The sequence below is a fragment of the Lysinibacillus sp. NPDC059133 genome, from assembly GCF_042755925.1.
Lineage (GTDB): Bacteria > Bacillota > Bacilli > Bacillales_A > Planococcaceae > Lysinibacillus.
The window spans coordinates 32,135-47,130 of sequence record NZ_JBHZDH010000021.1; the positions used below are offsets into that span (position 1 = coordinate 32,135).

The window sequence follows — 14,996 nt, forward strand, 5'->3', positions numbered from 1 at the left end:
GCGTTTTATGTATAAAAAGTTATGTTATATTAAGTAGTAGATATTAGATGAAAGGGACGTTAAAAATGATTGTAAAAACGCAAGAAGAGATTGAAGCCTTTAAAAAAATCGGCCGTATTTGTGCTGAAATTCGTGAAGCCATGAAGGCTGCTACAAAACCAGGTGTAACAACACTTGAACTAGATGAAATTGCAGGTCGTATGTTTGCTGAAGCAGGAGCAGTTTCTGGCCCTAAAGGGGAGTATGATTTCCCAGGATACACATGTATTAGTGTTAATGAGGAAGTCGCACATGGTATTCCAGGTAAACGTGTCATTAATGAGGGAGATATCGTTAATATAGATGTATCTGGTTCATTAAATGGTTACTTTGCGGATACAGGCATTTCATTTGTAGTCGGTGAAGGATATGAGGATAAAGAAAAGCTATGCCGCGTAGCTAAAAGTGCTTTCGACCGTGCAATGACAAAAGTAAAAGCTGGATCAAAATTAAACCAAATCGGAAAAGCTGTTGAGCGAGAAGCATATGCCAATGATTTAACAGTGATTATGAACCTAACAGGTCATGGTTTAGGTCGTTCATTACATGATGAGCCAAATCATATTTTAAACTATTATGATGCATGGGACTCTACAATTATGAAAGAGGGCATGGTACTTGCCGTCGAGCCATTTATCTCAGCGAAAGCAGAGCATATTGTGGAATCTGGTGATGGCTGGACATTCGTTACGCCAGACAAAACATTAGTTGCGCAAATTGAGCATTCAATTATCGTTACAAAAGATAAACCAATTATTTTAACTTCGCTTGATGAACAATAAAAAAGCTAAAATCCTGCTAACCAATTTATTTTTGGTAGGCAGGATTTTTTTTAATAAATAATATACCGACAAGTAGCACGCCACATAAAAACAAGGCTGCCGTTGACACAAGTAGCTCATCAAAACCATTATGTAATGCGACCCCCATATAGGACCAGATAAATACACTTGGAAAGATAATATCAAAATAATGGAATCGAATATGTAGCGCTATTGCTACCCCGAATGTCAGTAAAATAACTGCCCACAGGGGGTTGCTAAGCCCAAAACCATTCCACTGATAAGATGTTAGCGTAAAGCTTATATTTGTCATCAGGCTAAATGTAACCCATCCGAAATAAACCGAAAAGGGCAGACGACCCGTGAGTGAATTATTGCTGAGAGGGTACGTTTTGTACAACTTAGATAAATACAGTACTAAAATAAACGTACTGACAATTGACACGATAAAAAGTTCGTGATGCCAAACAACAATTGCTAACGCCTGCATGATACATATGCTACTAAAGAGAACAGTCTGTTTAATAGATGTCTTTTTTAGATTCATGACTAACCAATAACCAAGTAACATGTAAACCACAATCCAAATCACATAACTTACATTAAAAGGTGCAAATATTACTGGAAAACGATTTGAGATCTCTAAGGAAGATTGACCGTTTATTTTCATGAAATAGGATGAAAAGGTTAGGATAAGTGAGACAATGTAAGTGATTGTCATCAAAAAAAATCGAGGCATGTTTTCCTCTCCCTTCGTGTTAAATTGTATAGGGAAAAGACAAATAAGTATAGGACTGATACGTTATATTTTCATTATAACGGAAATTTCCAACAATGTATCGTGTTGTTTCGCTAAAATTATCTACAATTTACCATTTGCATAGGCATTCATATATTTCTTTAGTACAATGGGAGTATACAAATGTAAGGAGTGAAGTTTTAATGACTCAAAATTTAAATGATCTAGATTTATCAGTTAATCTGGATAAGAAAATGTATAAAAAGAAATTAAAAGTACTCCAGTATGAAATGTTAAATGCTCAACAGTTTTTATTAAACAATAAAATAGGGTTAATTTTAGTATTTGAAGGTATGGATGCTGCTGGTAAGGGTGGCGCTATTAAGCGTCTAATTGAACGTGTTGATCCACGTGGTTATGTCGTACACCCCATTTCAGCACCTCAGCCTCATGAACTGCGCTACAATTATTTACAACGCTTTTGGAGAAAGCTGCCACAACATGGACAAATCGCTATTTTTGATCGCTCGTGGTATGGTCGTGTATTAGTTGAGCGTATTGAAGGATTTGCAACAAATGAAGAGTGGTCTCGTGCATACGAGGAAATTAATAATTTTGAAAAGATTTTAACTGCAGGAGATTATATTGTTATTAAGTTCTGGCTTCAAGTATCAGATGAAGAGCAGCTTAATCGTTTTAAAGAACGTGAGCAAGATCCGTATAAGTCTTGGAAGCTAACAGATGAAGACTGGCGAAATCGTGAAAAAACACCTCAGTATATAGAAGCTGCGAATGAAATGTTTGAGAAGACCGATAAGAAAAGTGCGCCATGGGTTCTAGTACCAGGTGACGATAAACAATATGCTCGTGTACAGGTGTTGCAAGAAACATTAGCACATATTGAACGTGAGGCAAAAAAACGTGGCCTTTATTTAACGAATGTCTTAGATAAAGCGCATTTAGAAGATGCAGAATCGTCTAGCCTTGAATTGCTAGAAGAGAAGCCTAAAAAACAAAAACAAAAAATGAAATAATGTTATTGATGCTGTAACAACAAGACGAAATGTTTTAGTTGTAGCAGCATCTTTTTTTACATACAATAAAGTAAAACTTCAATTCAGTGGGTGTTTCCCCACAAATTGTTAGTGAATTATTATGGTTAGTTTATCATCTATTCTTATGTTTTGCCTGGCGCTTTACGGTCAGTTAAGAGTCCGCTATGTTGACTGAAGCTCAATTAAAACTAGGAAAGGCCTTTTACTGACCGTTAAGCGGAGTGCAGTAATACTTCATGTAATTGGATTTTTTATCTATCGAAAATGAACGCAGGCATTAAAATGTATTGACAATTATCGGAAGGTTAGTGTGGAAAAATGGTGCTTAAAATTTGGAATCTATTGAGGAAAAAGGGTGAAAATGTGGTATCGATTCAGGGAGGGAAATGCTACATTCGCACATTTTATGAAAAAGATGCACAAAGTTTAACTGATCTCGTAAGTCGCAATAAATATTTTTGGTCTACATACGAACCGTTACAACGACCCGAATATTATACAATTAATGCTCAATATAAAAAAATTCAAGAAAGCTTATACTTAATGGACTCAAAGAGGGAATTTACTTTCGGTATTTTTGAGCCAGGTACAAATAATCTAATTGGACATATTGCTCTTTATGCAGTAAAACGTTTACCGTATTCCAGTGCATTTGTTGGTTATGCGATGGATGAAATTTATGTAGGAAAAGGGATCGTGACAGAAGCAGTAAATATGGTCGTGCAATTTGCGTTCGAGCAAGTAGGCTTACATCGTGTAGAGGCTTATGTTTCAACACAAAATAATGCTTCTATCCGAGTCTTAGAAAAGTCTGGATTTCAGCAGGAAGGTCTTTTGAGAAAGCTACTGTACATTAATGGCCAATGGGTGGATCATTATATGTATGCACGTTTAGAGAACGAATAAAAAGAAGCGTCTATCTTTCAAACAATGAAGGATAGACGCTTCTTATTTTTACTATTGTTTACTACCGTCTATGATTAAATCAAGGCGACCTGTATTTGGATCAACTACTAATCCATGAACAGGTACATCTTTCACCATTAACGGGTGATTGCGAATTGTATCTACGCTTTTCTTAACACTTGTTTTTACGTCGCCAAAGCCACGTAAAAACTTTTTTAAATCAAGACCTGAATTTTCTACCGTTTTAATAGTTTCAGGGTTAATTCCCCTAGCAACCATTTTATTTAGCATTGCTTCTGGGTCAACTGCACTCATACCGCAGTCGTAATGTCCAACAACATACACTTCATCCGCTTGTAGTTCATAAACAGCTACAAGTAAACTACGCATAATTGCACCAAAAGGGTGACTAACTAATGCCCCAGCACTTTTAATGATTTTTACATCGCCATTACGTAAATTCATAGCTTTAGGTAACAGCTCAACAAGACGAGTATCCATACAAGATAACACAACGATGCGTTTATCAGGATACTTTGTTGTAATAAAAGGCTCATATTTTTTTTCTTGAACGAAATCTTCATTAAACTTAAGAATATCTTGTAACATTGTCATGAAAGATTGCTCCCTTCCCTACAGAAATATTTTAGAGCAAAATGATCAATATGCAAACAATAATGACAATATTCACGCAATTTTTACGAAAAAAAAAGAAGTTTATTAATTTATTTAGCGAAACGAAATAACTGAAAAAAATAAAAAACAGCTACGTTATGGTAGCTGTTTTTTAATGAAATTAATATTTTTCTTTTGGCATTGGATCTACAGTTACTGAAGATTTAGAATCTAAACCAACTTGTAGGTAGTGGATGAAGAATGCTAGAGAAATTAGTAAAACGGCTGAAAAGCCAAGTACAGTCGTAATGAACATAATGAAAGCTCCTCTCTACTAAATAATCTACAATACTATCTATAGTGATTATACAATAGGTTACTAGGAAAATCTAAGGAGAATTTATGACATCCATAAGATACCTAGTCTGGACTAAAATTAGTAGGTATAAAATACTTGAAATACCTAGTTTATTTCAGAAAATAAGTTCTTTTTTACCAATGATTTGTCATGTTATTTATACTCATTTACTCAAAACTAATCATAAAGCCATGTTCCATGCTGTGATTTAGCTCATTCTTCAATAGCTTTCTAAAGGATATTTCCTACCCTCAATACGAAAAGAATAGGCATTTATCTAAAGCGAATCAAAAATAATAAACAAGACTGTGAAATAGGTGATTCCGTGTCTTTAGGTGGTAAAAGGAGTTTTTTATCCAAGCACAAAGCCGAATTCGTACGCGATTATGCCGAGGTATAATTGATTAAATAGGGAAAGAAATTAAATGAGTCTTTCGGAGCGTTTTTATTACGAGAGTGAAAAAAATATCGTCTGATACATTGATAAACAGCTGTTTTACACTATTTTTTAACGGAATTTTAGTAATTATCCGAACTGGTTTTAGATTATCGGTCGAATAGCTTATATAGTGATATTGATATTTTTGGATATTTACTCCTACTTTTGCGACTCGTTTAGCATATTTTGATAATTTTGTGTCGAAGGGTAATAACAAATTCTTAACTAATTTCAAATAAAGACAATTTAGTGTATTATTCTTAATTCAATATAATCAAATATAGTCGAAAAGTGAATAAAAAGTATTTATTAGATCGAAAAAAATGTGAAATACATTTATACTATATTATGTATTTATTTAAAATATGGAAAAAAAGGACGAAATAAAGGTAAATAGGAGATTTGGAGGTTCTAGAATGGATATATCGTCGATTGTAGGGTTAATACTTGCGTTTGTAGCGCTATTAACAGGAATGGTGCTAAAGGGTGTAAGCTTAAGTGCATTTTATAACCCAGCCGCCATTCTAATTATCATCTTTGGTACTATTTCCGCAGTAACAATTGCCTTCCCAATGAAGGAGTTAAAGCGTGTACCAAAGCTATTTAAAATTCTTTTTAAAGAAACAAAATTAGCAGATGATATTGAGATTATTAAGATGTTTTCACAATGGGCTGATTTAGCACGCCGTGAAGGTCTATTAGCGCTTGAGAGTAAAGCTTCTGAGATAGAAGACCCATTTTTGAAAAATGGACTTACATTAGCAATTGATGGTCAGAATGCGGACTATATTCGTGACGTCCTAACAGAAGAAGTCGAAGCAATGGAAGAACGCCATGCTAGTGGTTCTGCAATCTTTACGCAAGCTGGTACATATGCCCCGACTTTAGGGGTACTCGGTGCGGTAGTAGGTTTAATCGCCGCATTAGCAGATATGAATGACATAGAAAAGCTAGGACATGCTATTTCAGCTGCTTTTATGGCTACATTACTAGGTATTTTTACAGGTTATGTTTTATGGCATCCGTTTGCGAATAAATTAAAACGTAAATCTGCTATCGAAGTTAAGCAAAAAAGAATGATGATTGAAGGCATCCTTTCTGTCTTAGAAGGGGAAGCTCCACGTGTTATCGAACAAAAACTATCTTCTTACTTAACAATGGAAGAACGTCGTCAAATTTCTGATGAAAGCGGGGCGGACGGCCTTGGCAAAGAAAGCTAAGAAAAAAAAGCATGATGAGCATATCGATGAGTCTTGGTTAGTTCCGTATGCAGATATTTTAACACTGCTATTAGCTGTGTTTATCATATTATTTGCATCAAGTTCAGTAGACCAAGAAAAGCTAGAGAGAATGTCAGCAGTGTTTAATCAAGTATTTGATGGTGGAACAAGCTTTTTAGAGCAGCCTTCGCCGGTCGAAAGTCCGAATGCAGAAAGTGACCAAACACCACAACAAGTACAGCAAAATTCTGCTTACTTAAAGGATCAGCAAGAGTTGGCTGAAATTAAAGATAGTGTTGATAATTTTATCGCTGTTAATGAGATGGAAGGTCAGTTTGCAACAGCAATGACTGATGAGGGTTTACTTGTAACAATTCGTGATAGTCTTCTGTTTGATCCAGGGAAAGCAACTATTAAACCAGAATATGTTCCTGTTGCGAAGGAACTTGCTGACGTATTAGAATCGGATCCGGCGCGTAATATAGTAATTACTGGTCATACTGACAACGTTCCAGCTGGACCTGACTTCTCGTCTAACTTTGAGCTGTCAGGAGTTCGAGCAATAAACTTCCTTAATATTTTATTGATGAGTAATTCGAAGTTAGATCCTACGAACTTTAGTTTTAAAGGTTATGGAGAGTATCGTGCTATTGCACCAAACGATACTACTGAAGGGCGTGCAAAAAACCGTCGTGTAGAAGTATTAATTCTACCACTTGTAGAAGAAGATGGATCTGCTGCCAAAAAAACGCAATAGAAAAAAGCTATTAGCAAAAGGCACTGAGTGTCATGCTAATAGCTTTTTATCTCTATTTACAAAATGCTTAATTATTTACGTAAAGCTCCTAATTCAGCAACGATGGCTTGCATCTCGCTCGGACTAAATGCATTACGTTTCATGACCATTTCGTATAAATAGACAAGGTCTTCGTAATTAGCTTCATCGAAATTTTCCGATTTCATTGCATCGACATTTACCATACGAAGCTTTTCTTTCATTTGATCAACCATATAAATAACGTTCTCTTTTGACGGTACTGATAAATCCATTATTTAAACCTACCTTTCATAATCCTCGGAAATATCATTTCATTGAATAAAAAAAATGTCAACACTGTATTTGGGCATTGCTTTAAAAATAGACTATTATTGGGTAGAATAAGGGCAGTGAGAAGTTAAAGCCTCGGGACGCAAGTATGTCGAGGCATAATTGATTTATTATTCTAAAACACATTTGAAGCAGGGGGTATTTAATATGGGACGAAGTAAATTATTAGCATCCATCGTAGTTGGTGCCACAGTTGGTGCTGCATTAAGCATGTTGGACCGTGTAACGCGTGAAAAAACAATAGCTACAACGAAAAAGATGAAAGAAGCAATCTCGTATTATGCAGCCAATCGAGAGGAATTACAAGTGCTAGTTGAGGAAAAAGTATTGGCCGCTAAAGTGCTATGTGAAGGTGTGTCAGAAAATGTCAACGCGATTGTTGAAAAAGTGGATGAATTTAAAGAATTACCATCCACAATCGAAGGCATGATTAATGACACAAAATCGGCCTTTTCTTTACCTGATAAAGAATAGTTGTTTGCACAGGAGGAAATTTGTATGGAAAAGAAAAAAGCATCGATACATACAGCTGTCGGTAGGGTAAAATCATTTGTCTCACCAGACGAAGACACTGTAGATGTGATGACATCAAGAGGCTTTATGCAAGATTTAATATTACGCTTCCAGCGAGTGGAAATATCAGCTCTTGCAGCAGAATTGGCTTATTTCTTTTTACTATCTTTTTTCCCACTGCTAATTTTTCTAGTTACATTACTACCGTATTTGAATTTAGAGACGACGCAAGTGTATTCCTTTCTAGTGAATGTTATGCCGGACGAGGTATATAGGCTGATTGAAAATACATTAAATGAAATTTTAACAAGCCGTAATAGTAGTTTATTATCCATCGGGGTGCTTGGAACGATTTGGTCTGCTTCTAAAGGGATTAATGCATTGACTAGAGCCTTGAATAAGGCCTATGATACAGAAACTAGGGGGAGTATATTGGATCGAGGGTTATCCCTTGTTTTCACCATAGCGTTTGTCGTTGTTATTGCTGTCGCTCTACTTTTACCGGTTTTTGGGCAACAGGTGGGGCATTTCTTATTTTCGATTGTTGGCATTGAGGAGCAGTTTGAAATAATCTGGCATAGAATGCGCTGGTCGATACCACCTCTACTCATTTTTATTGTTTTAATGGGGATCTATAGATTTGTTCCGAATACAAATCCTCGTTTGAAGTTAATGAGCGTTTGGCCGGGGGCATTGTTTTCGACTTTGGCTTGGCAGGCAGTTACATTTGTTTTTTCTTTTTATATTAATAATTTCGCGAATTATTCCGCTACATATGGCAGTATTGGTGGCGTCATTATTTTAATGCTTTGGCTATATTTCACGGGGATTATTTTAATTTTTGGTGGCGTTTTAAATGCGACGATGCAGAAAAAAGCATTGCAAAAAGAGCTTAAGAAGCAGGAGACTTTAACAAATAGTTTGGAATATTAAAAAGGACAGCCTCGATATCACATTTTGTGATACGAGGCTGTTTGTTTTAGACGTTTTTATTAAGCATACGTAAGCCGTTTAAAATAACTAAAATGGTGCTGCCTTCATGACCGATTACACCTAGGGGTAAATCGACGACTTGTAAAAAGTTTGAGGCAATTAATAAAACGATAACGCCGATTGAGAAGAAAATGTTTTGTTTGACGATGCGTTGCATTTTACGTGATAAACGTACGGCATAGGCAATTTTTGATAAATCATTTTTCATTAAAACGACATCTGCTGTTTCCAAAGCAACATCTGTTCCTTCTCCCATAGCAATTCCGGTAGTTGCAGTTGCTAATGCAGGTGCATCATTAATACCGTCACCGACCATCCCTACAAATTTATGTTCAGAAAGAAGTCGTTTCATCTCAGTCACTTTTGTTTCAGGGAGACATTCTGCGACGTATTCTGTCACGCCTGCTTCCTTGGCAATTACCTTTGCTGTCTTCTCGTTGTCGCCCGTTAGCATAACAACATTAATACCAAGCTCTTTTAATAATGACACTGCTTTTTTTGCTTCATTGCGAACGGTATCCTTTAAGGCTGCTAATGCGACGATGCCATCTTTGTCACGAATGAAAATAACACTTTTTCCTTCTGAAGCAAGGTTTTCTGCTATACCATTTGCAAATTCATTTGCCTCATCTAGTCCAACGAAGTCTGGTTTACCAACAAGATACTCTATTTCGTTAACGTAACCTTTAATACCCCAACCTGGAATATCTTCAATAGTGGCTTGTGGAAATTGTGCGATCCCTTCTTTTCTAGCGAATAAAGTAATGGCTTGAGCAAGTGGGTGGTTCGATTGTGCTTCAATACCCGCAAGGATGGCCATTGCGTTTTCGCGCTCTAATCCTTCACGAACAATAAAATCAGTAACGGTTGGTTTACCTTGTGTTAAAGTACCTGTTTTATCTACTGCAAGTGCACGTAATGCACCTAGATGCTCTAAATGTAGGCCTCCCTTGAATAGTACACCGTGTTTTGCACCATTTGAAATGGCTGCAAGTGTTGCTGGCATAATGGCTGCAACAAGTGCGCATGGAGAAGCAACTACTAAGAGTACCATTGCTCGATAGAAAGTTGTTGTCCAGTCCCAGCCGAGTACAAAGTGAGGCAAAAACATCATTAGAGCAACGGCAAGTAGCGCAAATTTCACGTAAGTACCTTCGAATTTTTCTATAAACTGTTGAGAAGGAGATTTTTCACTTTGAGCACTTTGTACAAGCTGGATAATTTTTTGGAATAGTGTTTCGGAATTCGGTTTTGTCATTTCCATCGTAATGGCACCATTTAAGTTCACTGTACCGGCAAATACCTCGTCATCTTCACGTTTTGCCACTGGAAGAGGTTCACCACTAATAGCAGATTCATCGATAGAAGACTGTCCTTTAAAGATTACACCGTCTGCTGGTACACGTTCACCAGGCTTAACAAGTAGATGATCACCAATTTGTAGAGTTGATACAGCAACTTTCATTGGTTCAAAACCACCACGAACGAGCCAAGCCTCTTCAGGTTGTAAATTCATGAGTGCAGAAATTTCACGATGACTTTTGTTCATTGCATATGTTTCAAGAGCGCCACTCACAGCAAAGATGAAAATTAGAATAGCACCCTCCGTCCAATAACCGATTGCTGCTGAACCGATTGCGGCTAATACCATCAATAGTTCAACGTTAAGCGCCTTATTTTCAATGGTTTCTTCAATACCTTCTTTTGCTTTAGCAAATCCACCAACGCAAAATGCGACAATATATAAAAGAATAGAAGCTGTTGTTTGCCCGCTAATATCTAAACGCCATGCAAGCAAAATAAACAAACCTGCAATAAGGGCAGCGATTAATTCAGCATGTTCCTTTGTTTTCTCAATTAAACTAAAATTTTCTCGATTAGTGTGCTCCACCTTTATCCCTCCTGATAATGAAAATCAATATCAAAGCCTATATAAATCAATGAGTATAAACTATTTCTAATTGAAAATAGATTTCAATTAATTCCTTTCTAATTTAGAATTATTATAACAAAGGAATATTAAAAAAGAAAGTAAGAAATTTGAAGGAATTTTTAATAAAAGGGGATAAAAGTAGTCCAGGATTGAGTTGGGGGCAATTATGAGGTATTTTGAAATAATTTTGAACATAAGAAAAAGCACAGTTATTCATAGGAATATTCTGTGCTTTTCAAATTTGTGCAGTGAAAATGCCTTAAGTTTGGGAATTACTGCATAAATTAGGCTCATCACAATAAACGTGATGAGCCATAAATTATTTAACTAAAAACCCATTTTTGTAGTATAGCTGTCGCTATGCTTGCGCCACAGCTAAAAAATTATTACTACTTTTAAAAGTAACGTTATAAAATGAAATTACTCTTTATTAGAAAACACGTTCTGCATGTAGCGCAAGTTTTTCTAGAGATGATTTATCTACGTCTGCGTGTAGTGAGTTACCATGAGAGTCCATAGTTACAACAGCTGTGAACTTCTCAACGTTCAAGTGCCACATAGCTTCTGGAACACCGAATTCCATTAAGTCAACACCGTCTACTCCTTTAATGCAGTCTGCGTAGTATTGTGCAGCACCACCGATTGCATTTAAGTAAACGCCACCGTGCTCTTCTAATGCAGCAAGTGTTTTTGGTCCCATACCGCCTTTACCAATTACAGCGCGGATACCGAATTTTTTCATGATGTCACCTTGATATGGCTCCTCACGAATAGAAGTAGTTGGACCAGCTGCTTTTACTGTCCAGTTACCTTCTTCGTCTTTTGCCATTACAGGGCCACAGTGATAAATAACTTGTCCATTAAGATCAACTGGAGCATCATGGCTCATTAAGTGATGGTGAATTGCGTCACGGCCAGTATACATACGACCAGTAATCGAAACAACGTCACCAACTTTTAGAGCGCGAATTTGCTCTTCAGTAATTGGTGCAGTAAGTTCCACTACATCTGTAGTAGTATCTTCTGTTGTTGCTGCAACTTCATCTTCTTTAAATGTAATTTTTTCACCTTCTTGGTAATGCCAGTTAATAATTTCACCAGTTTGAGGATTGATGTCCACAGCCATACGACGGTATGCCCAGCAGTTATAAGCTACAGATACGTAGAATGATGCAGGGATACGGTGCATAACACCAATTTTACAGCCTAGTAATGTTGCTTCACCACCGAAGCCCATTGTACCGATACCAAATGTGTTTGCAGTTTTCACTACATACTCTTCTAATTTAGCAAGATCAGCATTTGGATTTGTATCTTCCACATGACGGAATAATTGTTCTTTCGCTAAGTCGTAACCAGAAGAACGGTCGCCACCGATACCTACACCGATGAAACCAGCTGAACAGCCTTGACCTTGTGCTTGGTATACTGAGTGAATGATACATTTACGAATACCATCTAAATCACGACCGGCGCGGCCAAGACCTTCAATCTCACATGGTAGGCTATACTGAATGTTTTTATTTTCACAGCCGCCACCTTTAAGGATTAATTTAATTGTAATGTAGTCTTTTTCCCATTGTTCGAATTTCATAACAGGAAGACCGTCACCAAGGTTGTTACCGCTGTTTGCGCCTGTTAATGAATCAACCGCATTTGGACGTAATTTTGCATCGGCAGATGTATCGCAAATAGCTTTTTTAATAGCTTCTTTAATTTCTAATTGGTTTACACCAACAGGAGTATAAATTTTGAATGTTGGTAGACCAGTATCTTGACAGATAGGTGATACATTATCTTCTGCCATAATAATATTAGTTGAGATTGTGTCTAAGCTCATTGCAGCACGAGTACCTGAATTCTCAGCTTCTTTAGCTTTCTTAATAGCACGACGTACGTCTTTTGGTAGATTTGTAGACGTTTCAGTAATTAAATCGTAAAGACTTTTCTCCAAAGTTTGGATATTCATTTGATATTGCCCCCCATAGAAAATTTGATTATTTCCACGTTACATTATACTCTTTTCAACTAATGAAAAAAAGAGTTCAACTCATTGTGGTCAGAATTAAAGGTCTATTCTCAAAAAGAGGAAATTATAATGTGAAATTATGTTATTTATCGTTAAGATGTTAGAAGAAAATTGAAGCGGGGTAATAAACAATATATTAAGATTTCCTGATCGGTTATAGGATTTACGGGAGCATGCTTTCGAGGAGCTGTTCACCTGAAACGTAAGGATTTTAGTAAAGTTCTATATAATTGGGATTGCTACTAGCCAGAAATGGCCAAGAAAAAAAGCAAGTGGATATATAGCTTTCCACTTGCTTTTATATAGCCTCCGGACGCAATTACGCCAAGGCGAAATTGATTAGTAGTTATTGTTCACGAGCATTAAATTGCTCCATTTTGTCCTCTAAATCATCCATCATTTGAATTAAACGATCAATATCCTCTAATTCAGTTGTTTCAGGATCAATGGCATCTAAAACTTCTAAAAACATTTCAAGACGCTCTTTTAAGTAACTCATTTGCTGTTTTTTATCAGTGATTGGATTTGACATACATACACCTCATTTCGTCCCCTCCATCTTAGCTGATTCGGGACTAAATTTCAATGTTTAGGTAAACGCCTAGGACTAAGCGATTATTTTGAAAAAACTAATAGACGGAATATTTACAATAATGAAATCATGTGTTAAATTAGTATTAAGAAAAGGTAAAGGAGCTGATTTAAAAAATCCAAAAAGACTCTAACTCGAAAAGGAGGGAGTTTAAACAAGTACTCGGCCAATGTAAAAGCCGAAATTCGTGTTTATACAATTAAATGGAGATAAGTGTTAGTTAGGCCTTAGCGTAAAATCACATGTGGTGAGCGCTAAGGCTTTTTAGTATGCTGTTCTTTGGAAGAATGACCTGATGTTGGAGGAAAAGATGACATACTTCTCAGATTACAGCAAAAAAAGATTTGCCATTCTAGTGTTAATTGTATCTATTTCAGGCTTTTCACAAGTGATGCTTTTACCGCTAATTTCAATTATTTTCGAACGTGATGGGTATCTTCCGCGTTGAACGGATTGAATGCAACAGGTCTATACATAGGAACTTTATTAATCTCCCCATTTATCGAACAGCCATTACGAAAATGGGGCTACAAACCCATTATTTTAATGGGCGGTGCACTTGTCTTCGCTTCGCTGTTAGCATTTCCTTTATAGAAGAGTGTGACCTTTTGGTTTATTCTCCGCTTATTCATTGGGGTAGGGGATCATGCATTACACTTTGCAACACAGACGTGGATTACAAGCACATCGGATCATAAAAGCTTAGGAAAAGGTATGGCCATTTACGGTAAAACTTATACAAATTTCAGAGGCATTACCGTTTATTGTATCCTCAATTATGTGCTTATTAGCGTGGTCTTTTGTATTTCTCTTACAAAATGAAAAACCAGAGCGATTAACGGGAGACTTACATGCAAGAGGCTGGCATCGTTATAAAATGGCCATTGTATTTGGATGGATTGCCTTTTTAGGGCCATTTGTTTACGGTTTTTTAGAATCCTCTTTAAATGCTTTGTTCCCAGTTTATGCTTTGCGTAAAGGTTTCGACGTGAATATGATTCCTATTATTTTATCAGTCTTTACATTTGGTGGGATTTTAACACAAGTACCACTTGGAGCTATAGGGGATAAAGTAGGACGACGTAATGTCTTAATGATAGGCTCATTTGGAGGGGCTATTATTTTTGGCATTGCGAGCTTTGTAGAGCATTCACAAATGGCAGTAGCCGTAGCATTTTTCTTTACAGGGACATTAGTCGGTTCGATGTTTTCATTAGGTATTACCTTTATGGCTGACTTAACACCAAAGGAACTACTGCCAACAGGAAATCTGCTTTGCGGCATTGCCCTTAGTATCGGTAGCTTAACAGGGCCATTTTTAGGAGGCGTTTATTTAGAATATGTAAATTACAGCTTCCTTTTATTAGTTGCGATGCTTTTGCTAACTGTAACTATTGTTTTGTTAGTATTTGGACGAAAAAAAATAAGCAATTAGTGTCGATGTAAGAGGCTTTGTCTTTTGGAAATCAACTTTGAAGTAGAAGGAAGAGCGTCAACCGTTCGGGTATAGAGAAGAACTGATCAGGTAGGGGAAGTTATTGCTCGAGTAAATTACTCAGCTTTTTCATAATGTGAAATTTGGGCAAAATAAAAGAGCGGGGCTCATCTCCCGCTCATAAAACAAAAAATGCCCAGCAAATCCGTGCTGTTATGGCATTCTTTGCGTGACAAGGAT

14 protein-coding genes and 1 pseudogene are annotated in these 14,996 nt (G+C 36.6%); 8 read left to right on the forward strand and 7 right to left on the reverse strand.

The features are described 5' to 3' along the window. Positions 1 to 65 precede the first annotated feature (65 nt). Positions 66 to 821, forward strand: a complete 756-nt coding sequence (gene map, locus ACFXN8_RS13060) for a type I methionyl aminopeptidase (RefSeq protein ID WP_376073095.1) — start codon at positions 66 to 68, stop codon at positions 819 to 821. Between the two features lie 25 nt (positions 822 to 846). Here the strand turns inward: map and ACFXN8_RS13065 are convergent, their stop codons facing one another. Continuing rightward, positions 847 to 1,560: a hypothetical protein gene (locus tag ACFXN8_RS13065; RefSeq protein WP_386845591.1), complete on the reverse strand. Its 714-nt coding sequence runs from the start codon at positions 1,558 to 1,560 to the stop codon at positions 847 to 849. Positions 1,561 to 1,763: 203 nt separating this feature from the next. Here ACFXN8_RS13065 and ACFXN8_RS13070 point away from each other — a divergent pair, with 203 nt between their 5' ends. Then, the gene (locus ACFXN8_RS13070; RefSeq protein WP_376073100.1) at positions 1,764 to 2,594 is read left to right on the forward strand and encodes a polyphosphate kinase 2 family protein; all 831 of its coding nucleotides are present in this window, start codon (positions 1,764 to 1,766) and stop codon (positions 2,592 to 2,594) included. 339 nt (positions 2,595 to 2,933) lie between these two features. Further along, on the forward strand, positions 2,934 to 3,521 hold the full coding sequence (locus tag ACFXN8_RS13075) for a GNAT family N-acetyltransferase (protein WP_376073103.1): 588 nt from the start codon (positions 2,934 to 2,936) through the stop codon (positions 3,519 to 3,521). A gap of 51 nt (positions 3,522 to 3,572) precedes the next feature. On the opposite strand, the gene ACFXN8_RS13080 is transcribed toward ACFXN8_RS13075, so the two are convergent. Both ACFXN8_RS13080 and ACFXN8_RS13085 read right to left on the reverse strand, forming a co-directional pair. Continuing rightward, complete coding sequence (locus ACFXN8_RS13080) at positions 3,573 to 4,136, reverse strand: beta-class carbonic anhydrase (RefSeq protein WP_386845594.1); 564 nt, start codon at positions 4,134 to 4,136, stop codon at positions 3,573 to 3,575. 181 nt (positions 4,137 to 4,317) lie between these two features. After that, complete coding sequence (locus ACFXN8_RS13085; RefSeq protein ID WP_255350001.1) at positions 4,318 to 4,452, reverse strand: hypothetical protein; 135 nt, start codon at positions 4,450 to 4,452, stop codon at positions 4,318 to 4,320. Between the two features lie 897 nt (positions 4,453 to 5,349). Between ACFXN8_RS13085 and motA the strand changes: the two genes are divergently transcribed. After that, positions 5,350 to 6,153: a flagellar motor stator protein MotA gene (gene motA, locus ACFXN8_RS13090; protein ID WP_386845596.1), complete on the forward strand. Its 804-nt coding sequence runs from the start codon at positions 5,350 to 5,352 to the stop codon at positions 6,151 to 6,153. Next, complete coding sequence (motB, locus tag ACFXN8_RS13095) at positions 6,137 to 6,910, forward strand: flagellar motor protein MotB (RefSeq protein ID WP_376073113.1); 774 nt, start codon at positions 6,137 to 6,139, stop codon at positions 6,908 to 6,910. Before motA ends, motB begins: the two co-directional genes overlap by 17 nt. Positions 6,911 to 6,981: 71 nt before the next feature. Here motB and ACFXN8_RS13100 read toward each other — a convergent pair whose 3' ends face one another. Further along, positions 6,982 to 7,203 (reverse strand): DUF1128 domain-containing protein, encoded by a 222-nt coding sequence (locus ACFXN8_RS13100; protein ID WP_386845599.1) that lies wholly within the window; start codon positions 7,201 to 7,203, stop codon positions 6,982 to 6,984. 205 nt (positions 7,204 to 7,408) lie between these two features. Between ACFXN8_RS13100 and ACFXN8_RS13105 the strand changes: the two genes are divergently transcribed. Together ACFXN8_RS13105 and ACFXN8_RS13110 are read left to right on the forward strand one after the other, a co-directional pair. Next, positions 7,409 to 7,735, forward strand: a complete 327-nt coding sequence (locus tag ACFXN8_RS13105; protein ID WP_386845601.1) for a YtxH domain-containing protein — start codon at positions 7,409 to 7,411, stop codon at positions 7,733 to 7,735. A 24-nt stretch (positions 7,736 to 7,759) separates the two neighbouring features. Next, positions 7,760 to 8,707 carry a YihY/virulence factor BrkB family protein gene (locus tag ACFXN8_RS13110; protein ID WP_376073121.1) on the forward strand — a complete coding sequence of 316 codons (948 nt, stop codon included), beginning with the start codon at positions 7,760 to 7,762 and terminating at the stop codon, positions 8,705 to 8,707. A 46-nt stretch (positions 8,708 to 8,753) separates the two neighbouring features. On the opposite strand, the gene ACFXN8_RS13115 is transcribed toward ACFXN8_RS13110, so the two are convergent. From ACFXN8_RS13115 to ACFXN8_RS13125, 3 genes are all read right to left on the reverse strand, one after another. Further along, complete coding sequence (locus tag ACFXN8_RS13115) at positions 8,754 to 10,658, reverse strand: heavy metal translocating P-type ATPase (RefSeq protein WP_386845603.1); 1,905 nt, start codon at positions 10,656 to 10,658, stop codon at positions 8,754 to 8,756. Positions 10,659 to 11,130: 472 nt separating this feature from the next. Then, positions 11,131 to 12,669, reverse strand: coding sequence for a fumarate hydratase (locus ACFXN8_RS13120; protein WP_376073126.1), 1,539 nt, complete (start codon positions 12,667 to 12,669; stop codon positions 11,131 to 11,133). 406 nt (positions 12,670 to 13,075) lie between these two features. Next, positions 13,076 to 13,261, reverse strand: coding sequence for an SE1561 family protein (locus ACFXN8_RS13125; RefSeq protein WP_376073129.1), 186 nt, complete (start codon positions 13,259 to 13,261; stop codon positions 13,076 to 13,078). 370 nt (positions 13,262 to 13,631) lie between these two features. On the opposite strand from ACFXN8_RS13125, the pseudogene ACFXN8_RS13130 reads away from it, so the two are divergent. Next, a pseudogene (locus ACFXN8_RS13130) lies at positions 13,632 to 14,756 on the forward strand (MFS transporter). Positions 14,757 to 14,996 lie beyond the last annotated feature (240 nt).